Origin of the sequence: Volucribacter amazonae (genome assembly GCF_029783845.1) — a bacterium.
In the GTDB taxonomy this organism is placed as follows: Bacteria; Pseudomonadota; Gammaproteobacteria; order Enterobacterales; family Pasteurellaceae; genus Volucribacter; species Volucribacter amazonae.
In genome coordinates, this window is sequence record NZ_LWID01000001.1 from 717,367 (window position 1) to 742,179 (window position 24,813).

Below are 24,813 nucleotides of genomic sequence, written 5' to 3' on the forward strand. Positions count from 1 at the left end.
TTCCATTGAATCATTGATTTTAGAGGAAAAACTATGGAATACCGTTACGACCCAGATTTGGAATTTCTTGCAACTTGTGACGCAAATGAACTTGATGATCTTGTAAAAACATTGATATATGATTCTGATAATACTAAACGTCTTACAGAAGAGTTGAGTTCAAATCATAAATATAAAAAATACAGACCAAATCACAATAAATATTGGGAAGAAATTGCTGCTGAAATTCAAACATTTGGTGGAAATTCAATTATGAATTTATTTAGAGGCAAAGGTGTTTGTTATAGAGAAATATTATGTGATGTATGTGATAAACTCAAAGTGCCATATAATGACAATAGCTCTACAAAACTAATTGAAGAAAATCTGCTCATGAAAATATTAGAAAAAGCGATATATGAGATGTCCACAGAACAGTTAAAACAACTCTCTATCCAACTAGATCTAAAAAATACAAATAACTTAAGCAGTCAGGCAACAACTGCCGCATTACTTACTATATTTAAAATGGGAGGATTCAAATCATATCAACTAACAGTGATTATTGCTAATGCTGTTTTAAAAGCATTAATTGGGCGAGGATTAACGATAGGTGGTAATATACTTCTTACTCGCACAGCCGCTATATTAACAGGTCCAATTGGTTGGGCAATTACTGGAATATGGACTGCATTTGATATTGCGGGTCCAGCATATCGAGTAACTATTCCAGTTGTTATTCAAATAGCATTTTTACGTCATTTAAAAACACATTCAGAAGCTATTCGAGCAACTGAAAGTTTTACTCTCTAGTAAATCGTAATATAACAATTAACAACAAAATATTAGAAAAAAGCGACAATCACTTGTCGCTTTCAATGTTTATAAATTTTCAATAGCTTGATATTGCAATTTGAGTTTATCTAAGGCTTCTTGATAACTTTGCATTTTTTCTCTTTCTTTCGCAATAACCGCTTCTGGTGCTTTTGCCACAAAGGTTTCATTGGCTAATTTATTTTCAATACGCACAATTTCGCCTTTGAGTTTCTCTAGCTCTTTATTCAAGCGAGCAAGTTCTGCCTCTTTATTAATAAAATCCGCCATTGGCACAAATAGCTCCGCATCGCCTACTAATTTAGTAACAGATAACGGAGCATTTTGCTGTGGCTCAAGCACCGTAATATCGCCTAATTTTGCCATTGCTTGTAATAAAGTGCGGTTGTTTTGCAAACAATTTTTTTCTGTCTCAGCTAAATTGCGTAAATAAAGATCTAATACTTTACTTGGGGCAATATTGCTTTCTGCACGAATATTACGTACAGCAATGATGATCTCTTTAAGCCAATTCATTTGGCTTACCGCTTGTGGATCTTGGTATTCTGCTACCACTTGTGGGAACGGTTGTAACATAATGCTATCGCCCGTTACACCAGCAAAGCCTTTCACTTTTTGCCAAATCTCTTCGGTAATAAATGGCATAATTGGGTGTGCTAAACGTAATAATTTTTCTAACACTTCAATTAAAGTATGGCGAGCAGCACGTTTTTGTGCATCAGAACCCGTAGCAAAAATAGGTTTAGTTAATTCTACATACCAGTCGCAGAATTGGTTCCAAGTAAATTCATAAATGGCATTGGCTGCCAAGTCAAAACGATATTGGCTTAAAGCCGAACGGAAAGATTGTACCGCTTGATTAAATTCCGCTTGAATCCAGCGATCCGCAAGGCTAAAGTGCATTTCGCCTTCCGCTAATTGTAAATTGTTAATGTTCATTAACACATAACGGCTCGCGTTCCATAATTTATTACAGAAATTGCGATAGCCCTCTAAACGTTTCATATCCCAGTTAATATCACGTCCATTACTGGCTAAAGCGGCAAGGGTAAAACGTAGAGCGTCAGTGCCGTGAGCCGCAATACCATTGACAAATTCTTTTTTAGTGGCTTTGGCAATTTTTTCGGCAAGTTGCGGTTGCATCATATTGCCTGTGCGTTTTGCCAATAAATCCTCTAAACTAATACCGTCAATCATATCAATAGGATCAAGCACATTTCCTTTAGATTTTGACATTTTTTGCCCATTTTCATCGCGGATTAAACCTGTAACATAAACGGTTTTGAATGGGACTTGCGGTTTACCATTTTCATCTTTAATAAAGTGCATAGTAAACATAATCATACGAGCAACCCAGAAGAAAATAATGTCAAACCCTGTAATTAACACATCAGTAGGGTGGAACATTTTTAATTCTTTGGTTTGCTCAGGCCAACCTAAGGTTGAGAATGTCCATAATCCTGAAGAAAACCAAGTATCTAGTACATCTTCATCTTGACGTAAAACTACATCAGAATTTAATTGATATTTTGACCGCACTTCCTGTTCATTACGAGCCACATAAACATTACCCTGTTCATCATACCAAGCAGGAATACGATGCCCCCACCATAATTGGCGAGAAATACACCAATCCTGAATATCTCGCATCCAAGAAAAGTAAAGGTTTTCATATTGTTTAGGCACAAATTGAATTTCACCGTCCTCTACCGCTTTGGTTGCCACTTCGGCTAAAGGCTTAACACTTACATACCATTGATCGGTCAACATTGGCTCAATAGGCACCCCACCACGATCGCCATAAGGCACTTTGAGATCGTGCGGTTTAATTTCGTCCAACAAACCTAATTGTTCAAAATCCGCCACAATTTGTTTACGTGCAGCGAAACGCTCTAATCCTTGATATTGAGTTGGAATAACGGCTTGATAATTGGTTAATACTTTGCCATCTGCTCCAATAATTTCGGCTTCATCACGAATATCCGCATTGAGAGTCATTACATTAACCATTGGCAACTGATGACGTTTACCCACTTCATAGTCGTTAAAGTCGTGAGCAGGGGTAATTTTTACCACTCCCGTACCAAACTCACGATCCACATAATCATCAGCAATAATTGGAATTTTACGGTTGACTAAAGGTAAAACAACATATTGACCAATTAATGATTGATAACGTTCGTCCTCAGGGTGTACCGCAACCGCTGTATCGCCTAACACCGTTTCAGGACGTGTTGTCGCCACCACTAAATACTCTTTACCCTCAGCAGTTTTTGCCCCATCGGCTAACGGATAACGGAAATGCCACAAACTGCCTTTGCTTTCTTTATTTTCCACTTCTAAATCAGAAATGGCGGTATGCAATTTCGGATCCCAGTTGACTAAACGTTTACCACGATAAATTAAGCCTTGTTCATGCAAACGGACAAATACTTCTTTGACTGCATTAGATAGCCCCTCGTCCATCGTAAAACGTTCACGTTGCCAATCCACTGAATCGCCTAAACGACGCATTTGTTGGCTAATTGTACCGCCAGAATGGGCTTTCCATTGCCAAATTTTATCAATAAAGGCTTCTCGTCCATAATCGTGGCGAGTTTTTCCCTCTTCTGCTGCGATTTTACGTTCCACTACCATTTGGGTGGCAATGCCTGCGTGATCTGTACCCGCCTGCCATAACGTATTATCGCCTTCCATACGATGAAAACGGATTAAGGTGTCCATTAAGGTTTGTTGGAAAGCGTGTCCCATATGTAAACTACCTGTTACATTAGGTGGCGGAATTGCAATACAATAACTGGGTGCATTCTCATTTTCTGAAGGTTTAAAATAGCCCTTTTCTTCCCAATGCTGATATAAGGCTTGTTCCACTGCAGATGGTTCAAAACGATCTGCCATTTCAAATTGTGTTGTCATAATATCTCGTTATTTATCAAGGTTAGCCAATGCTAGTTGTGATGATATAAAAGTGGTTAATTTTACCGAAAAGTGGGGGGGAATGCAAAGTCCGTAAAGGCGATAAAAAACACCTCTCGCTAAAGGAGAGGTCTTAGTGAATTATTGAGGAGAATTAACCTTTTAACTCCGCACGAATTGCTTGAGCAAGCTGTTCGCTTACTTGGGCAAAATGTGCCATTTGACGTTCAACAATCTCTGGGTCTGTTACGTCATTTAAACTCGCCGCAAAGTTGCTTGCTAAGCGGGCTTTTTGCTGTTCATCAAAAATGGCATATAAAGCCGCTGGTTGTGAATAATAATCTTGATCGTATTCACGAAAATCAAAATGTGCTGCCTCACGTTCAATTTGTAAGGATAATTGATCGTGGGTTGGGGTGTAAGTACCGGCATAATTTGGTGCATAATTCGGATGCTGTCCGCCATTATTATCCACACGCATTGCACCATCACGATGAGTGTTATGATATGGGCATTTTGGTGCATTAACTGGGATCTGATGATGATTTACCCCTAAACGATAACGTTGTGCATCTTGATAAGAGAACAAACGCCCTTGCAACATACGGTCAGGCGAGAAACCAATGCCCGGAACAATATTACTTGGTGCAAAAGCCGCTTGCTCTACCTCAGCAAAATAGTTTGCAGGGTTACGGTTTAATTCTAATATCCCCACTTCAATTAGCGGATAATCTTTATGTGGCCATACTTTAGTGAGGTCAAAAGCATAATTATGTTTATGCGCATCTGCTTCAGGCATAATTTGCACTTGTACTGTCCAACGAGGGAAATCGCCATTTTGAATAGATTCATATAAATCTTGCTGGCTGGATTCACGATTTTCACCCACCACTTTAGCCGCGTCAGCATTGGTAAAAAAACGATGACCTTGTTGGGTTTTGAAATGGAATTTGACCCAGAAACGTTCATTATTGGCATTCACTAAGCTATAAGTATGGCTACCATAACCATTCATATGGCGTAAGGTCGCAGGAATACCACGATCACTAAAGAGGATCATAATTTGGTGCATTGATTCAGGGTGTCTTGACCAAAAATCCCAAGCGGCATTGGCATCACGCAAATTGGTTTGTGGATTACGTTTTTGCGTATGAATAAAGTCAGGGAATTTTAATGGATCACGAATAAAGAAAACAGGCGTGTTGTTACCCACTAAATCCCAGTTACCTTGTTCAGTATAAAATTTTAATGAAAAACCACGCACATCACGTTCAGCATCTGCCGCACCACGTTCGCCTGCCACAGTAGAAAAACGCAATAACACTTCAGTTTGTTTACCAATTTCGCTAAATAAAGCCGCTTTAGTATATTTTGTAATATCTTGGGTAACAGTAAAAGTCCCATAAGCTGCTGAACCTTTGGCATGAACAACACGCTCAGGAATACGTTCACGAGCAAAATGGGCTAATTTTTCTTGAAACCAAACATCTTGTAATAATAAAGGGCCTTTCGGACCTGCTGACATGGTATTGTCATTATCCACAACGGGCGCACCCGCTGCGGTGGTAAGGGTTTTGCTATGATGATCAAAAGGGCATTTTTGTGTCATAAATAATCACTCCAACATTGATAGTTAAAATTTTCTAGTAAATTATCTATCTATTGGAATTACTTATCAAACTATTAAATCAATTAGTTTTAGCAATACTTAAATCTCTATTGAAAGTATAAACAATACAAAGTATAGCCCCTCCCTTTCCAAAATATGGTACACCTCGCCGTATCATTTTAAAGTGGAACAACTATAATTTAAATTGAAACGACTATACTTAGTTGAATGACTATATTTATTTCCCACAAAAAAACCTTGATATTTTATCAAGGTTTTTTATAAATATAGGGGAAAATATTAAGCTGTCGCTTTAGCAAAACGCTCTGCTGCAAAATCCCAGTTTACTACATTCCAGAATTCTTTGATATAATCTGGACGGCGGTTTTGGAATTTTAAGTAATAAGCATGTTCCCATACATCTAAACCAAAAATTGGGAAACCAGAACAGCCGGCAATGTCTTTACCCATTAATGGTGAATCTTGATTTGCGGTAGAAACAACAGCTAATTTACCATTTTCGTAAACTAACCAAGCCCAACCAGAACCAAAGCGTGTGGTAGCGGCTTTTTCAAATTCAGCTTTAAAGGCATCAACTGAACCAAAATCACGTTCAATCGCGGCTTTTAAGTCGCCTTGTAAGGTTGTTCCCTTTTTCAAACTTTTCCAAAATAATGTATGGTTAGCATGTCCACCAACATTATTGCGTAATGCTGTTAATTTATCTGCTGGAACTTTATCTAAATTACGTAAGAAAGATCCCGGGCAACCTGCATTGGCTAATGCCATTAATTCAGGTGAGGTTTCTAAGATAGCATTGGCATTATTAATATAAGTTTGGTGATGTTTGCTGTGATGAATTTCCATGGTTTGTGCATCAAAATGCGGTTGTAGGGCATCATAAGCATAACCTAATTCTGGTAAAGTATAAGCCATAATCATTCCTTTTGTTGAGGGTTAAAAATCCTGTTTAGTTTAACAAATTTTTTGATTAATATCATTAAAATTGCTTATAAGAATAAATTATAACCAAGTTTAATGATTTATTAAGATAAAGAGCGGTCTATTTTTCAAAAATTTTCCGCTCTTATTTTGTTAATGCTGTGCCTTAACGGCAGCAACTGCCACCATATTGATAATACGGCGTACCGAGGCGACTGGCGTTAAAATATGGGCAGATTTATTTAATCCCATTAATAAAGGTCCAATGGTACTTGGTGTTGCGGTACCTTGTAATAAATTTAAACTAATGCGTGCGGACTCCATTGATGGGAAAACCAATAAATTCGCAGCCCCCTTAATTGGGCTATCAGGCATAATCTCTTGGCGTAAACTCTGCGATAATGCAACATCACAATGCATTTCACCGTCAATCACTAAATTTGGATCTTGCTGTTGTACCAAAGCTAATGCTTTACGCATTTTTAACGCGTTTGGTGTATCCGAGCTACCATAATTAGAACTGGAAACTAAAGCAACTTGTGGCTCAATACCAAAATCACGCACTTGTTTAGCTGCCATTAAGGTAATTTCAGCTAATTGTTCCGCAGTAGGCTCAAGATTCACAAAAGTATCTGCTAAAAATAAATTTGATTTGGCTAGCACTAAACCATTTACGGTGGCTAGAGTGGAGACATCAGATTTAATACCAATCACATTTTTCAAAATATCTAAATGGGAAGCATAATTTCCAAGTAAACCACATAACAGGGCATCAACTTTCCCTAATTGCAATAAAGTTGCCCCAATAATAGTAGGATTAGTACGCAACTCACGTTGTGCTGCAACAGGGGTAACGCCATGGCGTTTTTGTTGTTCATAGTAAGTTTTCCAACATTGTTCATGATAAGGATTATCTTCAATATTGATCACTTCATAATCTTGTCCAACTTGAATTTTTAAACCTAAGGACTTCGCTCGTTCCGCAATGACCGCTGGGCGTCCAATCAGCACTGGCGATGCGATGCCTAAAGAAGCAATTTCTTGCACCGCATGTAAAACTCTCGGTTCTTCCCCATCGGTCAATAAAACCCGTTTTTTGTCCGCCTTAGCTTGAACAAATACGGGTTTCATAAATAAATTAGTTTTATAAACAAACTGAGTCAATTGTTCAATATAAGCCTCAAAATCCTCAATTGGACGAGTGGCTACCCCACTATCCATTGCCGCTTTCGCCACCGCAGGGGCAATTTTTACGATTAAACGTGGATCAAAAGGTTTTGGAATCACATAATCAGGTCCAAAGGAAAGTTCACTATCACCATAAGCCGAAGAAACCACCTCGCTTTGCTCCGCTAAAGCTAAATCGGCAATGGCATAAACTGCTGCCATTTTCATTTCTTCATTAATGGTGGTCGCTCCAACATCTAACGCACCTCGAAAAATAAATGGGAAACATAGCACATTATTCACTTGATTTGGGTAATCTGAACGTCCTGTACAAATAATGGCATCAGCACGTGCCGCTTTTGCTTCTGGAGGTGTAATTTCAGGATCAGGATTCGCCAGCGCCAAAATTAATGGGCTTGCTGCCATGGATTTAACCATATCCTGCGTTAATGCTCCTGCTGCTGAACAACCTAAGAAAATATCGGCATTAGGTATCGCATCAGCTAAACTACGTTGCCCATTATCTTCAATCGCATAGTGTTTTTTAGTCTCATCTAAACGTTCATCACGATTTTTATAGATCACACCTTTAGAATCACATACGGTAATATTTTCTTTTTTCATGCCTAAACTAACCAATAAATTTAGACAAGCAATAGAAGCCGCACCAGCTCCTGAGGCAACTAAACGAACGTCCTCTATTTTTTTGTTCACGATACGTAAACCATTTAAAATCGCTGCTGCACTAATAATCGCTGTACCATGCTGATCATCATGGAAAACAGGGATATTCATACGCTCACGCAATTTTTGTTCAATATAAAAACACTCTGGGGCTTTAATATCTTCTAAATTAATGCCGCCAAAAGTTGGCTCTAGGGCAGCGATAATATCCACTAATTTATCAGGATCATGCTCATCAATCTCAATATCAAAAACATCAACCCCCGCAAACTTTTTAAATAAAACGCCTTTCCCCTCCATAACGGGTTTACCCGCTAAAGCACCAATATTGCCCAAACCAAGCACAGCCGTACCATTAGAAATAACCGCAACCAAATTACCCTTTGCGGTATATTTATGTGCTAATAAGGGATCATTTCGTATTTCTAAACAAGGAACAGCCACACCTGGAGAATAAGCAAGAGCAAGATCTCGTTGCGTTGCTAAAGACTTTGTTGGCGTAACTTCTATTTTCCCCGGTTTAGGAAATTCATGAAAATCAAGTGCTGCTTGGCGTAACTGTTCGTCCATAAAATGATCCTCTCTCTTTGATATAGGTAAATTTAATCATTCACAGTTAAATGTAAACCTTACATTTAAACTTTCTTATTATAAACTGATTTCAAAGATAATTTGTGATATGTACCACAATATTAGAATATCTTACTAAAATTTGTGGTAAACATTGATTAATTAAACAAAATGATTTTCTATAATCCGAAAAATATCGTTGAAAGATAGTAGGCTTTCTGCTTCTGGCTCTACACCAACTTATTTAAAAACTTCTTATCTAGATATAGATAAATTCACACTAAAATTTTTTAAAGAGGAGGGAAAATGAGAATATCAATATTTATGAGAAAATTATTCTAAAACTGACCGCACTTTGGTGTAATAAAGTGCGGTCAGTTTTAAAATTTTTTTCTTAATTCTTAATAAACAAAAAACCCCGTTGCTTCACAACAGGGGTACTATTCATAACAACCTGGCGGTGACCTACTCTCACATGGGGATGCCCCACACTACCATCGGCGTTACGGCGTTTCACTTCTGAGTTCGGCATGGGGTCAGGTGGGACCACCGCACTATCGCCGCCAAGATAATTCCTTTGATGATTTACTTCAATTTTATCCTTTCTTTATTCTTCTTCTCTTTAACTTCAAAAACAAGCTGCCTACTTTAACTCTCTATTCTCTCTCGTCTGATACTTTCTTCTTTCTACCTCGCAAAAACACTACAGCGTTGTATAGTTAAGCCTCTCGGGCAATTAGTACTGGTTAGCTCAATGTATCACTACACTTACACACCCAGCCTATCTACGTCTTCGTCTCAAACAACCCTTACAATCCTTAGATTGGGATAACTCATCTCAAGGCAAGTTTCGTGCTTATATGCTTTCAGCACTTATCTCTTCCGCATTTAGCTACCCAGCAATGCCTCTGGCGAGACAACTGGCACACCAGTGATGCGTCCACTCCGGTCCTCTCGTACTAGGAGCAGCCCCTCTCAATTATCCTACGCCCACGGCAGATAGGGACCGAACTGTCTCACGACGTTCTAAACCCAGCTCGCGTACCACTTTAAATGGCGAACAGCCATACCCTTGGGACCTACTTCAGCCCCAGGATGTGATGAGCCGACATCGAGGTGCCAAACACCGCCGTCGATATGAACTCTTGGGCGGTATCAGCCTGTTATCCCCGGAGTACCTTTTATCCGTTGAGCGATGGCCCTTCCATTCAGAACCACCGGATCACTATGACCTGCTTTCGCACCTGCTCGACTTGTCCGTCTCGCAGTTAAGCTTGCTTTTACCATTGCGCTATCCTCACGATGTCCGACCGTGATTAGCAAACCTTCGTGCTCCTCCGTTACGCTTTGGGAGGAGACCGCCCCAGTCAAACTACCCACCAGACACTGTCCGAAACCACGTTACGCAGTCTTCGTTAGAACATCAAACGTTAAAGGGTGGTATTTCAACAACGACTCCATGATAACTGGCGTTACCACTTCATAGTCTCCCACCTATCCTACACATCAAAATTCAAGGTTCAGTGTCAAGCTATAGTAAAGGTTCACGGGGTCTTTCCGTCTAGCCGCGGGTACACCGCATCTTCACGGCGATTTCAATTTCACTGAGTCTCGGGTGGAGACAGCCTGGCCATCATTATGCCATTCGTGCAGGTCGGAACTTACCCGACAAGGAATTTCGCTACCTTAGGACCGTTATAGTTACGGCCGCCGTTTACTGGGGCTTCGATCAAGTGCTTCTCTTGCGATGACACCATCAATTAACCTTCCAGCACCGGGCAGGCATCACACCCTATACCTCCACTTACGTGTTTGCAGAGTGCTGTGTTTTTAATAAACAGTTGCAGCCAGCTGGTCACTTCGACTGGTTCATGCTCCATTTGTGCAAACTTCACACTACGCCAGCGCACCTTCTCCCGAAGTTACGGTGCTATTTTGCCTAGTTCCTTCACCCGAGTTCTCTCAAGCGCCTGAGTATTCTCTACCTAACCACCTGTGTCGGTTTTCAGTACGGTTTAAATAAACCTGAAGCTTAGTGGCTTTTCCTGGAAGTTGGGTATCAGTTACTTCTGCTCCGTAGAGCTTCGTCATCATTTCTCAGTGTTATCAGGTTTCCGGATTTGCCTAAAAACCCCACCTACAAACTTAAACAGTACTATCCAATCTACTGCTAACCTAACCTGCTCCGTCCCCACATCGCAGTTTATTCAAGTACGGGAATATTAACCCGTTTCCCATCGACTACGCTTTTCAGCCTCGCCTTAGGGGCCGACTCACCCTGCCCCGATTAACGTTGGACAGGAAACCTTGGTCTTTCGGCGAACGGGTTTTTCACCCGTTTTATCGTTACTTATGTCAGCATTCGCACTTGTGATACCTCCAGCATACTTCTCAATACACCTTCTACGGCTTACACAACGCTCCCCTACCCAACAGGCGTATCACTAATATGTCTATTTTTCTACCTCTTTACCACTCAACGTGGTTGACGCTTGAACAACCCGTTCGCTACGCGAACACGTTGTTAATCGTCTCTCATTAGACTTATTAGTGATACGCCTGATGCCGCAGCTTCGGTGCTATATTTTAGCCCCGTTACATCTTCCGCGCAGGCCGACTCGACTAGTGAGCTATTACGCTTTCTTTAAATGGTGGCTGCTTCTAAGCCAACATCCTAGCTGTCTAAGCCTTCCCACTTCGTTTCCCACTTAATATAGACTTCGGGACCTTAGCTGGCGGTCTGGGTTGTTTCCCTCTCCACGACGGACGTTAGCACCCGCCGTGTGTCTCCTAAGCATTACTCTTCGGTATTCGCAGTTTGCATCGGGTTGGTAATCCGGGATGGACCCCTAGCCGAAACAGTGCTCTACCCCCGAAGGTATTCACTTAAGGCTCTACCTAAATAGATTTCGGGGAGAACCAGCTATCTCCCGGTTTGATTGGCCTTTCACCCCCAGCCACAAGTCATCCGCTAATTTTTCAACATTAGTCGGTTCGGTCCTCCAGTTAGTGTTACCCAACCTTCAACCTGCCCATGGCTAGATCACCGGGTTTCGGGTCTATACCTTGCAACTTCTCGCCCAGTTAAGACTCGGTTTCCCTTCGGCTTCCCTATGCGGTTAACCTCGCTACAAAATATAAGTCGCTGACCCATTATACAAAAGGTACGCAGTCACCCTTAACAGGCTCCCACTGCTTGTACGTACAGGGTTTCAGGTTCTATTTCACTCCCCTCACCGGGATTCTTTTCGCCTTTCCTTCACAGTACTGGTTCACTATCGGTCAATCAGGAGTATTTAGCCTTAGAGGATGGGCCCCCTATCTTCATACAGGATTCCTCGTGTCCCGCACTACTTCTCGTAAGCCTAGTACCATTCCATTATCTTCGTATACGGGGCTATCACCCGCTATGGCAGTGCTTTCCAACACCTTCTACTGATAACAAAACTATCACTTACTGGCTACTCCGCTTTCGCTCGCCGCTACTGACGGAATCTCGGTTGATTTCTTTTCCTCGGGGTACTTAGATGTTTCAGTTCTCCCGGTTCGCCTCATTAACCTATGGATTCAGTTAATGATAGTAGATTCTTCATCTACTGGGTTTCCCCATTCGGACATCTTGGATTAAACGCTTCTTATCAACTCATCCAAGCTTTTCGCAGATTAGCACGTCCTTCTTCGCCTCTGATTGCCAAGGCATCCGCCCTGTACGCTTCATTACTTAACTATACAACCTCTAGTGCTCTCACTTGAGGTCTACTTAAGAATGTCCTTAATTTACCCTTTTTAATAAATTAAGGTCTTTACTCAGACTTTTCTTGAAAGTCTTCAGTTTTCAGCTTGTTTCCTACTTGTTAAAGAACATCAGATAATCTTATCAATCATCATGGGTAAAAAGTCATTTCTTATCACCTTTTACCCATAAGGATTTCGCCATAAAGTGATTTGGTGGAGATAAGCGGGATCGAACCGCTGACCTCCTGCGTGCAAGGCAGGCGCTCTCCCAGCTGAGCTATATCCCCAAATACCCTCTATTCACTCTGCCACTTGCTTTTATCAAGTGGTGGGTCTGAGTGGACTTGAACCACCGACCTCACCCTTATCAGGGGTGCGCTCTAACCACCTGAGCTACAGACCCGCAGAGTTGAGCATTATCTTTATCAAACAATCTGTGTGGACACCTCGTGTACTCAAGCCTCTTCATAAGGAGGTGATCCAACCGCAGGTTCCCCTACGGTTACCTTGTTACGACTTCACCCCAGTCACGAATCATACCGTGGTGAACGCCCTCCTTCCGGTTAAGCTATCCACTTCTGGTACAACCCGCTCCCATGGTGTGACGGGCGGTGTGTACAAGGCCCGGGAACGTATTCACCGCAACATTCTGATTTGCGATTACTAGCGATTCCGACTTCATGGAGTCGAGTTGCAGACTCCAATCCGGACTTAGATGCACTTTCTGAGATTCGCTCAAGCTCGCACTCTCGCTGCCCTCTGTATGCACCATTGTAGCACGTGTGTAGCCCTACTCGTAAGGGCCATGATGACTTGACGTCATCCCCACCTTCCTCCAGTTTATCACTGGCAGTCTCCTTTGAGTTCCCACCTTAAATGCTGGCAACAAAGGATAAGGGTTGCGCTCGTTGCGGGACTTAACCCAACATTTCACAACACGAGCTGACGACAGCCATGCAGCACCTGTCTCTAAGCTCCTTACGGCACGCCTCTATCTCTAAAGGCTTCTTAGGATGTCAAGAGTAGGTAAGGTTCTTCGCGTTGCATCGAATTAAACCACATGCTCCACCGCTTGTGCGGGCCCCCGTCAATTCATTTGAGTTTTAACCTTGCGGCCGTACTCCCCAGGCGGTCGATTTATCACGTTAACTACGAGCACCAAGCATATAGCCCAATCCCCAAATCGACAGCGTTTACAGCGTGGACTACCAGGGTATCTAATCCTGTTTGCTCCCCACGCTTTCGCACATGAGCGTCAGTCTCTCCCCAAGGGGCTGCCTTCGCCTTCGGTATTCCTCCACATCTCTACGCATTTCACCGCTACACGTGGAATTCTACCCCTCCCTAGAGTACTCTAGTAACCCAGTATGAAATGCAATTCCTAGGTTAAGCCCAGGGATTTCACACCTCACTTAAGTTACCGCCTGCGTGCCCTTTACGCCCAGTTATTCCGATTAACGCTCGCACCCTCCGTATTACCGCGGCTGCTGGCACGGAGTTAGCCGGTGCTTCTTCTGTGGCTAACGTCAATTTGCTACTCTATTAAAGCAACAACCTTCCTCACCACCGAAAGAACTTTACAACCCGAAGGCCTTCTTCATTCACGCGGCATGGCTGCGTCAGAGTTTCCTCCATTGCGCAATATTCCCCACTGCTGCCTCCCGTAGGAGTCTGGGCCGTGTCTCAGTCCCAGTGTGGCTGGTCATCCTCTCAGACCAGCTAGAGATCGTCGCCTTGGTAAGCCTTTACCCCACCAACTAGCTAATCTCACTTGGGCTCACCTCAAGGTATGTGGCCTTACGGTCCCACACTTTCATCTTCCGATTATACGCGGTATTAGCCACAGTTTCCCGTGGTTATCCCCCTCCTCAAGACAGATTCCCAAGCATTACTCACCCGTCCGCCACTCGTCAGCAAAAGAAACAAGTTTCTCCCCTGTTACCGTCCGACTTGCATGTGTTAAGCCTGCCGCCAGCGTTCAATCTGAGCCATGATCAAACTCTTCAGTTTAATCCTTACACTCAATACTGACTTCAAATAAATTGTTCAGCACTGGTGTGTTAAATCTAAAATTTTCAATATTTTCAAACTCAAGCACACGAGTGCCCACACAGATTGTCTGATTTATTTTTTAAAGAACAACTTTCTATTCAGAAAGAAAAACGACGCTGATTTTTCATCTTATCAACTACAGCGTCGTTGTGTGGGGCGTATTATAGTGATTTCATTTCGCCTTGCAAGTGCTTTTTGCAATTTTTTTGACTTTTTTGCTTAATTGCATATTTTTACGGCAAATCAGCGAACAAATTCGCCTTTTTGTCCTTAAATAAGGAAAAATATAGTCGTTTCAATTTAAAATGAGACAAGGCGGTGCGCCGAAGACAGTACAAATAGTACGGCGAGGCGTACCAACGCTGTATCATTTTAAAGTGGAACGGCTATAATATCAAAATTGACCGCACTTATAATAATGTTAACGTTGCAAATCCCCATTGTTTTAATCTACGTTCAAATTGAAACAATGTTGAAAAATCATGAGTACAAAAAGCCTGATTAAATAATAATGCCTGCATTTCTTCAGATTTATTCTCCTGATAATCCTCCAACAAAGATTGAATACGCTTTGCAATAGCTTGTCCTGAATCAACAAAATATTTTACCTGAGGTAAACAAATTTGAATTTCTTCTTTTAATAGAGGGAAATGGGTGCAACCTAATACAACGGTATCTAAATCCGTTTGTTCCAACCAAATGAGTAATTCCTTACGCAAAGCAATAAGATCCACTGAATGTCCATGTAATTTTTGTTCTGCTAGTTGGACTAATTGAGTTGAACCAATTTTCTCTACCTTGCAATCTTTCGCATATTGACAAATAAGTTCCGCAACATAAGAGCGGTTTATCGTGCCTTTGGTGGCTAATAATCCAATATGTTTCGTTTTACTGATTATTGCCGCTGGTTTAATGGCTGGTACGGTCCCAACAATGGGGCAACGAAAGGCTTGACGTAATGCAGGTAGCACCACCGTACTCGCTGTATTACAAGCAATCACAATTAAATCAAGGGGATAACGTTGATCCAGTTGCTGACAAATCATCAATACCCGTTCAATAATCTCAGCCTCAGCTCTTTCAGAATAAGGAAAAAACGCATTATCAAAACAATATAAATAATGGTAATCTGGCAATAATTGACGAACTTCTCGATAAACACTCAATCCGCCCACACCAGAATCAAAAAATAAAATGGTGGGTTTCATTAATCCTATTCCTTATTTACGCATTGGTATAAATTTCCCGTTGCCCTAACCAACGTTTTATAATTTCATCGGCAAGCTGTGGCGACGTTTGCATAATTTGTTTAGCATAATATTGTACACTAGGAATCATTTTGCGATCTCGTACCAAATTCGCCACTTTAAATTCCGCCATACCTGTTTGTTTTGTCCCTAAAACTTCGCCAGCTCCCCTAATTTGCAAATCTTTTTCCGCAATAACAAAACCGTCTTGGCTATCTCGCATAACCTGTAATCGTTGACGTGAAATTTTGCCTAAAGGGGCTTTATACATTAATACACAATAGGACGCCGTTGAGCCTCGCCCCACTCGCCCTCGTAACTGATGTAACTGCGATAACCCCAATCGCTCGGCGTTTTCAATAATCATTACACTGGCATTGGGAACATCAACCCCTACTTCAATGACCGTCGTCGCCACTAATAAATCCAATTTTGCCTGTTTAAACTCAGCCATAATCGCTTGTTTTTCTTGAGCTTTCATTCGCCCATGTACAAGTCCAATTTTTAACTGAGGTAAACATTGACGCAAATCTTCAGCGATAGCCTCTGCCGCTTGTGCTTCTAACACTTCGGATTCATCAATCAAGGTACACACCCAATAGGCTTGGCGTTTTTCTTCACTACAAGCATGATAAACACGCCGTACAATTTCATCACGCCGATCTTCTGCCATGACTACCGTCGTAATCGGTGTGCGTCCCGGTGGCAACTGATCAATGATAGAAGTATCAAGATCCGCATAAACGGTCATCGCTAATGTGCGAGGAATAGGAGTTGCGGTCATAATTAACTGATGAGGATAAACGCCTTGCTTTTCCCCTTTCTCACGCAACATTAAACGTTGATGTACACCAAAACGATGCTGTTCATCAACAATGACTAAAGCGAGATCGGCAAATTGAACTTGCTCTTGAAATAAAGCATGTGTACCAATAATAATATCAATTTGTCCCTCAGCTAGCTGGCTTAATTGTGTTTGTCTTGCTTTACCTTTTACCTTACCCGCTAGCCAGCCCACCTTTAATCCTAACGGCTCAAACCAAGCGGTAAAATTTTGTGCATGTTGTTCTGCTAAAATCTCCGTAGGTGCCATTAAGGCAACTTGTTTACCATTATCAATGGCAATTAACGCCGCCAACGCCGCCACTAAGGTTTTTCCTGACCCCACATCACCTTGAACAAGACGCATCATCGGCACTTGTTTGGCTAAATCCTGTTTAATTTCCGTACTTACATTAAGTTGTGCTTGAGTAGGTTGAAAAGGCAAACTTGCTAAAAATCTGGTTACCAAATCAGTCTTAATCACAAGTGGATAAGCAAAATTCTGTTGAATTTTAGACCGCACTTTTTGCATCGCTAAATTATAAGCCAATAATTCTTCAAAAATAAGGCGTAACTGAGCGGGGTGTTGAGCTTGTTCTAATAATTGTGGGCTAACATCAGGCGTAGGGCGATGTAAAAATTGAATGGCTTGCTTTAAACTATAATAATGTGGATTAAATTGCTCAGGTAAAATCTCTTGTACTTGAATTTTATCTAATAATTTTAAGGCTTGATCCGTTAGTTTACGCAATGTCGCTTGTTTTAAGCCCTCTGTGGTTGAATAAATCGGCGTTAAGGTTTCCTCTAATTGTAAAGGGGCATTATTTTTAATCACTTGGTATTCAGGGTGGTGCATTTCTGCCATAAACCGTCCACGTTTCACTTCGCCAAAGGCTTTTACCCTTTCCCCCACTTGCAAGCTATTTTTCATAGCCACATTAAAATTAAAAAACCGCAAAGCCAGTTTTGAAGTCCCATCGGATAAAGTAACCATTAACATTGGACGGCGACTTGTCTGCACTTCGCAAGTCTGTATTACACCTTCTATTGTGGCATATTGCTCTGGACGTAAATCAATAATTGGGGTAATTCGGGTGCGATCTTCATATCGCAATGGAAAATGAAATAACAAATCCTGTACATTATTAATGCCAATGCGTCCTAATTTCTCTGCAATAGCTGCACCTACCCCTGATAAAGCCGTAAGCGGAACAGCATCAAGTAATTGTGTTGTCATCATTATTCATTTTTATTACGCACAATATTCACTACACCAGAAACAGTACGGATTTTGCGTATCACATTCGCCAAATGTTTACGATCTTGAGTAGTCAATACCAAGGTAACTTGGTACAAACGCCCGTCCCGTTCTTCAGTAGAAATCCCATGAATATTACTGCCAGCCTCAGTAATCGCTGTCGTTAAATTAGCAAAAGTCCCCTGCTGATTAATAATCTCCACCCTTAACTCGGTTTCAAATTCAATTTTATTTTCGCTTTTTTCCCATTCCACCGTCATATATTGTTCAGGGTTTTCTTGCCGATCTTTTAAATTTGAACAACATTCATGATGAACAACCAACCCTTTACCTGGGCTAACATAGGCCACAATAGGATCACCCGGAATAGGACGACAACATTTAGCAAAGGTGGTTAATAAACTTTCCGCCCCTTTTATCACTAAATGTTGTTGCTGATTATGTAAATCGCCATCGGTATCAATTTCTATGGATTCACCCAATAATTTTACCGCAATCACCGCACTCATTTGGTTACCTAAACCAATTTCAGCCAACAAATCATCAAAACTTGCTAACTTTAATTCCTGCAATACGGCTTGGATACGCGACTGTTCTAGCTGGTCTAATTTTACAGGGGCTAAGGCATGAACTAACTGACGTTTGCCTAATAAAATGGACTCATCACGGCGTAAATTTTTCAAAGTTTGGCGAATATTGGCTCTCGCTTTCGCAGTAACCACGAAATTTAACCAACCTGCATTAGGGCGAGCTGCTGGGGCTGTAATAATGTCCACCGTTTGCCCTGATTGTAAGGCTTGTGCTAAGGGATAAGGCTCACGATCAACCCTTGCCCCAACACAGGTATTACCAATGCCAGTATGTACCGCATAGGCGAAATCCACTGGTGTTGCCCCTGCTGGCAGTTCCACAATCCGTCCTTTTGGGGTAAACACATAAATTTCATCAGGAAATAAATCTGATTTTACATTTTCAATAAATTCAAAAGAATTGCCTGCACTTTGTTGCAGCTCAATAATGCTTTGTAGCCAACGTTGTGCCTTAATTTGTACGGTGGTAGAGTCATTTTTGCCATTTTGTTTATACGCCCAATGTGCCGCCACCCCCATTTCCGCCATTTGATCCATTTCTTCCGTACGAATCTGCACTTCCACAGGCACACCATGCGGACCAATCATTGAAGTATGCAACGATTGATAACCATTAGCTTTAGGAACGGCAATATAATCTTTGACTTTGCCGGGGCGGGGTTTATACAAACTGTGCATTTGCCCCAATACTCGGTAGCAAGTATCCACATCAGTAACTACCGCACGAAAAGCATAAATATCCATAATAGAATGAAAACGCTGTTCTTTTAGACGCATTTTCTGATAAATAGAATAAAGGTGTTTTTCACGCCCAAATACTCTGGCTTTAATTCCCACATCATCTAAACGCCCTTGGATTTCTTGAGCAATCCGCTGAATCATCTCTTTACGATTACCGCGTGCCACTTGGATCACTTTTTGTAATACCGAGTAACGTTGCGGATACATCGCCTCAAAGCCCAAATCTTCCAATTCATTTTTAATATGCTCAATACCAAGGCGATGCGCCAAAGGGCTATAAATTTCAAGGGTTTCTTTAGCAATACGCCGACGTTTATCAGGACGCAATGCTCCCAAAGTACGCATATTATGGGTTCTATCCGCTAATTTAATCAAAACCACCCGAATATCTTTGGTCATGGCTAAGATCATCTTACGGAAGTTTTCTGCCTCTGCTTCTTTACGTGTACGGAATTTTAATTTATCAAGTTTTGACACGCCCTCTACAATTTCCGCAACACTTTTGCCAAATTCGGCGGTTAATTGTTGCTCCGTATAAGGCGTATCCTCAATAACATCGTGCAATAACGCCGCCATTACTGCCTCGTGATCCAGTTTCATCTCCGCAATAATGGAAGCCACCGCCACAGGGTGAGTAATATAAGGTTCACCACTAGAACGATATTGTCCCTCATGAGCATCTCGAGCAATCACAAATGCACGTTTTACTAATTCAATTTGCTCCGCTGGCAAATAACCTTGAATAATGGTATTTAAACTTTCAAAAAGATACATATTTTGACCGCACTTCGCCCACAATAATTAAACTAGATTACCCATTCTCGCTGAGCAAAGATACCGCATAATCTTCGCTTTCTTTTCTTTCTTCTTCAAGTTGTAATTCTTGAGCGTCCATAATCTCGTTATTGATTAAACCTTTCTCAATTTCACGCAACGCAATAACGGTAGGTTTATCATTCTCCTCTGGGACTAAAGGTTCACGCACATGTAATTGCAACTGTCTTGCACGACGTGCTGCGGTTAAAATTAAATCAAAACGGTTACCAATTTTCTCAACCGCATCTTGTACTGTTACTCGAGCCATAATTTACTCCAATTTCTCTCAATATAAAGGGCGTATATCATACTAAAGTGCGGTCTATTTTGCTAGCAATTCAGCAATTAATCCTTGCTGACTTATCTTCTGCACTTGAGTTTTTAAACGTTCTGCTGCCAAAATATGACGAATATCCTGCAAGGCCTGAGAAAATTCATCATTAATAATCACATAATCATATTCATCATAATGGCTCATTTCACTCTGTGCTTTTTCCATACGTTGTGCAATCACTTCTGCCGAATCTTGTCCTCGCCCAATCAAACGTTGTTCCAACGCAGCTAAAGAAGGGGGCAAAATAAAAATGCTTTTTACACTTGGCATCTTTTCACGAATCTGACGAGCCCCTTGCCAATCAATATCCAAAAACACATCAATACCCTGTGCCAAAGACTGCTCAATCATCGGTAATGAAGTACCATAATAATGTCCGCCAAACACTTTGGCATATTCCAAAAATACCCCTTGCTCAATCAAACGTTCAAACTCCGCTTGCTCCACAAAATAATAATGCACGCCCTCCTGCTCTCCGGGTCTTGCTTGGCGTGTGGTATGAGAAACAGAAACTTTCATAGTTTCTGAATCCGCCAATAACGCATTAATCAATGAAGATTTGCCTGCCCCACTGGGTGCAGAAATAATATAAAGATTACCTTGTTGCATAAAATTTTCTTCTCCTAAATTCAAACCCACTTATTATGCCAAAATTCCACAAAAAGTGCGGTCATTTTTCACAATATTTCTGTTAGAATACCCTGCAATAATAGCCAATGAGAGAAATTTAATGAAAGTATTAGGTATTGAAACCTCTTGCGATGAAACAGGTGTCGCCATTTATGACGAACATCAAGGGCTAATTGCCAACCAACTTTATAGCCAAATTGACTTACACGCCGATTATGGTGGCGTTGTACCTGAACTGGCCTCAAGGGATCATATTCGCAAAACGCTCCCCCTTATCCAAGCTGCCTTACAACAGGCAAATCTTAGTGCCAAAGATATTGACGCTATTGCCTACACTGCTGGCCCCGGCTTAGTAGGGGCTTTATTAGTCGGTGCAACCATTGCTCGCTCTTTAGCTTATGCTTGGCAAATCCCTGCTTTAGGTGTACACCATATGGAAGGGCATCTGCTCGCCCCAATGCTAGAAGAAAAACCACCTCAATTCCCCTTTATCGCTTTATTGGTTTCTGGCGGACATACCCAATTAGTCCAAGTAGAAAGTGTAGGCAATTACCAACTCTTAGGCGAATCCATTGATGATGCCGCTGGCGAAGCCTTTGACAAAACCGCCAAATTATTAGGTTTAGACTACCCCGGTGGGGCAGCATTATCTCGCCTCGCTCAACAAGGCAACCCTAATCGCTTTCTTTTTCCTCGCCCAATGACTGATCGTCCCGGACTGGATTTCAGCTTTTCAGGATTAAAAACCTTTGCTGCTAATACCATTCAGCAAGCGATACAACAAGAGGGACACCTCACCGCACAAACCAAAGCAGATATTGCTTATGCTTTTCAACAAGCGGTAGTAGAAACCTTAGCCATTAAATGTCGCCGAGCATTACAACAAACAGGGTTAAAACGCCTCGTGATTGCAGGCGGTGTTAGTGCCAACCAACAACTACGCCAACACCTCGCACAATTAATGAGCCAACTTGGTGGCGAAGTCTTTTATCCCCAACCTCAATTCTGTACCGACAACGGTGCAATGATTGCCTACGCAGGCTTCTTACGCCTAAAAAACGGCCAACAACAAAATCTCGCAATTCAAGTTAAACCACGCTGGAATATGACGGAATTAAGTCCGATTATGGCATAAAAATAAAAAAGTGCGGTTAAAATCACCGCACTTTTTAACTCACGCCCCATCTCCCCCATTACAAAAATCTCATAAAAATCAAGAATAATCTTTTCCGCATTCAGAACTCCTAGGTTTATCGTGGAATACGGGTATAGGTACATTTTCGAGCAATATAACGTTATCGAACGGACGAATAGAGGGAGGCGAGAAGAGTCGTTATAGGGGTTATAGTATATATGGTAGTTATAACACACGTTTAGATAAGACGAATACGAATATCACGTTAGCGGCGTATAGATATTTGTCGAGGGATTATTTGAGTTTAGAGGATACGTTAAGAGCCCGAGAGGGTAATGGTAGAGCTTATGTATTTGACAGAGGGGTATTAGGTAATAGGTCGAAACATCAGTTTCAGTTATCGATAAGTCAGACATTTAAAGCGGGTTGGGGTTACGGTTATATATTGGGGACGAGTAATCGTTATTGGAATAAACGTAAGCCACAATTGGAATATCAATTAGGTTATAGCAACAATTACAAGCAATTAAACTATAACGTAGCGTTTTCGCAGAGTCGGAATCATTTTGGAGTAAAAAATAATGCGATTTATGTAACGTTATCTTATACATTTGGTAGTGGTAAGAATCGTCCATATTTATCGCAAACAATCAATATAGATAGAAGTAATGGTAATACATTTAGCAGCAGTTTATCAGGTAGTTTAGGTGAAGATTATGCCTATAACTACAATATAGGTATAAATCATCAAAGTAGAAATAACACATCAGGAATAAGTATAAGCAATAGTTATACGAGTTCGTTAGCCCGAATAGGAGGTTCATGGAGTCGGAGCAATTCAGGTAGTGAACAATGGTCAGGGAATATATCAGGTGGGTTGGTAGTTCATCCGAAAGGGGTAAGTTTAACGCCAGAATTGGGAGAGACGTTTGCGATAATTCATGCGAAAGGAGCGACAGGGGCGAAGATAAATGGAACGAGTGCGAATAAGATAGATTATTTTGGTAATGGAATAGTGCCTTATGTAGATCCATATAATGTGAATTATGTAGGAATCAATCCAGAAAGTTTATCAAATGAAGTGGAATTATCGGCGACAGAGCAACGAGTGATACCGAGAGCGAATAATGCGATATTGGTAAATTTTGCGACGCAGATAGGTCAAGTAGCGTTCTTTGATTTAAGCAATATAGATGAAGATTTTCCGCCGATAGGAACGGAAGTGTTTAATGAGAGTGGAGAGTCAGTAGGCGTGGTAGCTCAAGGAGGAAGAATTTATAGTCGCGGTTTGAAAGAGCGAGGTAAGTTACATTTATCTTGGGGAGAGAAGCGTTGCGAGTTTAGTTATGACTTACGGATTAAATCCGCATCAGAGAGTTCATATCCATTGATATTGCCAGTGGTGTGTAAATTTGATTAGGTTATCAATTTGAGAGAATAAGCGTAATCAGGTAAGCAATATTATCAATGTTGTCAATGTTATTAAAGGGTCAATAATAGTGAGGAGAAAAGCAGTGAAGTATTTAAAGAGAGGATTTGAAGAGAGCAAGGGTAAATTACCAAGGGTATTAGAGAGAGTTTTTTTGGGTAAGATATGGTTATGTATGGGATTGATATTTAGCCAGTTTCTTTTTGTTCGAGAGGCTGGGGCTGTGGGAATGCACTATTATGATATTGATATAACATATGATCCAAATTCAGGAACATTTAGTTCATATACCGTAGGTACAACAGCGACTTTATGCCCAAGTATAAATATAAATGATTTTCGCTATTTCGATTTTGCCGTTTCAAATAGTAGTAATTCTCTTACAACTTTATTTGGTAGTAATGCGAGTAAAATTACTAATTATGCAACAGTGATTAATGGAAGTGCCTCCTATAATGGGCAACGAATAGCTCGAGGCGTAACACCTTCAATTTATAGTCGTGGTACATTAACTGCTACACTTGAGTTTCCTAAAACAGTTAGCGGAAATATTTTTTCGTGGACAGATGATTTACCTTGGGCGTTAACTCAAAAAATTCAGGTTTCACAAATTGTAGCGGTATGTTGGGGAAAAAATGGTGCAGCAGATTATAATTTTTTACGTATTAGGCTCAACCCATTTACACTAACCTCCCCAGTCAATATTAAAACTTGTACTATTACTTCAGATGTTAATCAAATAATTAATATGAATTCAATTACCCGAGCTAAGTTAATATCTGATGGAGAAGTTTTTGGTCGTTCTTTTACCATTAGCACTAATTGTGGTTCAAGTTCAGCGGTAAAAAGTGCTTATGTGGTGTTTACTGATGGTAACAACTCAAGTAATACAACTAATGTATTAACAACAACCAGTGGCGATGGCTATGCTCAAGGCGTTGGCTTAAAAATTTATCCTTCTGGTAGCTCAACAGCAATTACATATAACCCAGAAGGACTCACTAAATGGGTACTTGCTGAGTCAGCAGGCTATAAAATGAGTAATTTTCAATCTGGCAGTGGTTCGCAAACCTTTGATGTTTATTATGCTAAAACAGGCGATACGGTAACAGCAGGAAATGTTGAGGGATTGGCGATTTACAATTTATTTTATCAATAAATATAGCTGTATCATTTTAAAGTGGGACGTCTATAATGTCGTTATTTTAAAGTAGAATAACTATATTTGCTAAATTATTCCCATTGTGTCGCCCTCCCCTTAATGGGGAGGGCGACACAATGGGAAAAGAACGCCCACGAGGATACGATAAATCGTATCCTCGT

The 24,813-nt window shown here is 41.0% G+C and carries 13 protein-coding genes, 2 tRNA genes, 3 rRNA genes and 1 pseudogene; 5 read left to right on the forward strand and 14 right to left on the reverse strand.

Annotated elements, in window-relative coordinates; genetic code table 11:
- Positions 1-33: 33 nt before the first annotated feature.
- Positions 34-792, forward strand: coding sequence for a YaaW family protein (locus A6A20_RS03615; RefSeq protein ID WP_279572186.1), 759 nt, complete (start codon positions 34-36; stop codon positions 790-792).
- 69 nt (positions 793-861) lie between these two features.
- On the opposite strand, the gene A6A20_RS03620 is transcribed toward A6A20_RS03615, so the two are convergent.
- The 14 genes from A6A20_RS03620 to gmk form a co-directional block, all read right to left on the reverse strand.
- On the reverse strand, positions 862-3,729 hold the full coding sequence (locus A6A20_RS03620; protein WP_279572187.1) for a valine--tRNA ligase: 2,868 nt from the start codon (positions 3,727-3,729) through the stop codon (positions 862-864).
- Between the two features lie 154 nt (positions 3,730-3,883).
- Positions 3,884-5,338, reverse strand: coding sequence for a catalase (locus A6A20_RS03625; RefSeq protein ID WP_279572188.1), 1,455 nt, complete (start codon positions 5,336-5,338; stop codon positions 3,884-3,886).
- A 300-nt stretch (positions 5,339-5,638) separates the two neighbouring features.
- Positions 5,639-6,274, reverse strand: a complete 636-nt coding sequence (gene sodA / locus A6A20_RS03630; protein WP_279572189.1) for a superoxide dismutase [Mn] — start codon at positions 6,272-6,274, stop codon at positions 5,639-5,641.
- Between the two features lie 159 nt (positions 6,275-6,433).
- The gene (locus A6A20_RS03635) at positions 6,434-8,701 is read right to left on the reverse strand and encodes an NADP-dependent malic enzyme (protein ID WP_279572190.1); all 2,268 of its coding nucleotides are present in this window, start codon (positions 8,699-8,701) and stop codon (positions 6,434-6,436) included.
- Between the two features lie 452 nt (positions 8,702-9,153).
- Positions 9,154-9,269 (reverse strand): 5S ribosomal RNA (gene rrf, locus A6A20_RS03640).
- Between the two features lie 147 nt (positions 9,270-9,416).
- A 23S ribosomal RNA gene (locus A6A20_RS03645) occupies positions 9,417-12,428 on the reverse strand.
- Between the two features lie 219 nt (positions 12,429-12,647).
- Positions 12,648-12,723 (reverse strand) — tRNA-Ala (locus A6A20_RS03650).
- Positions 12,724-12,762: 39 nt separating this feature from the next.
- Positions 12,763-12,839: transfer RNA gene (locus A6A20_RS03655), tRNA-Ile, on the reverse strand.
- A gap of 65 nt (positions 12,840-12,904) precedes the next feature.
- Positions 12,905-14,446 (reverse strand): 16S ribosomal RNA (locus A6A20_RS03660).
- Together the 16S, 23S and 5S rRNA genes with 2 tRNA genes alongside form the textbook arrangement of a ribosomal RNA operon.
- A 452-nt stretch (positions 14,447-14,898) precedes the next feature.
- Positions 14,899-15,696, reverse strand: a complete 798-nt coding sequence (murI, locus tag A6A20_RS03665; protein WP_279572191.1) for a glutamate racemase — start codon at positions 15,694-15,696, stop codon at positions 14,899-14,901.
- A gap of 16 nt (positions 15,697-15,712) precedes the next feature.
- Complete coding sequence (gene recG / locus A6A20_RS03670; RefSeq protein ID WP_279572192.1) at positions 15,713-17,794, reverse strand: ATP-dependent DNA helicase RecG; 2,082 nt, start codon at positions 17,792-17,794, stop codon at positions 15,713-15,715.
- A gap of 2 nt (positions 17,795-17,796) precedes the next feature.
- On the reverse strand, positions 17,797-19,920 hold the full coding sequence (spoT, locus tag A6A20_RS03675) for a bifunctional GTP diphosphokinase/guanosine-3',5'-bis pyrophosphate 3'-pyrophosphohydrolase (protein ID WP_279572193.1): 2,124 nt from the start codon (positions 19,918-19,920) through the stop codon (positions 17,797-17,799).
- Positions 19,921-19,957: 37 nt separating this feature from the next.
- On the reverse strand, positions 19,958-20,230 hold the full coding sequence (gene rpoZ, locus A6A20_RS03680; RefSeq protein WP_279572194.1) for a DNA-directed RNA polymerase subunit omega: 273 nt from the start codon (positions 20,228-20,230) through the stop codon (positions 19,958-19,960).
- Positions 20,231-20,284: 54 nt separating this feature from the next.
- Positions 20,285-20,905 carry a guanylate kinase gene (gene gmk, locus A6A20_RS03685; protein ID WP_279572195.1) on the reverse strand — a complete coding sequence of 207 codons (621 nt, stop codon included), beginning with the start codon at positions 20,903-20,905 and terminating at the stop codon, positions 20,285-20,287.
- Between the two features lie 121 nt (positions 20,906-21,026).
- Here gmk and tsaD point away from each other — a divergent pair, with 121 nt between their 5' ends.
- The 4 genes and pseudogenes from tsaD (at position 21,027) to A6A20_RS03705 (ending at position 24,649) form a co-directional block, all read left to right on the forward strand.
- Positions 21,027-22,061: a tRNA (adenosine(37)-N6)-threonylcarbamoyltransferase complex transferase subunit TsaD gene (tsaD, locus tag A6A20_RS03690; protein ID WP_279572196.1), complete on the forward strand. Its 1,035-nt coding sequence runs from the start codon at positions 21,027-21,029 to the stop codon at positions 22,059-22,061.
- A 112-nt stretch (positions 22,062-22,173) separates the two neighbouring features.
- Positions 22,174-23,175, forward strand: a pseudogene (locus A6A20_RS03695) (fimbria/pilus outer membrane usher protein); the annotation flags it as partial.
- The gene (locus A6A20_RS03700) at positions 23,170-23,481 is read left to right on the forward strand and encodes a FimD/PapC C-terminal domain-containing protein (RefSeq protein WP_279573735.1); all 312 of its coding nucleotides are present in this window, start codon (positions 23,170-23,172) and stop codon (positions 23,479-23,481) included. The pseudogene A6A20_RS03695 and the gene A6A20_RS03700, both read left to right, overlap by 6 nt.
- A gap of 94 nt (positions 23,482-23,575) precedes the next feature.
- Positions 23,576-24,649, forward strand: a complete 1,074-nt coding sequence (locus A6A20_RS03705) for a fimbrial protein (protein ID WP_279572197.1) — start codon at positions 23,576-23,578, stop codon at positions 24,647-24,649.
- Positions 24,650-24,813: the final 164 nt, after the last annotated feature.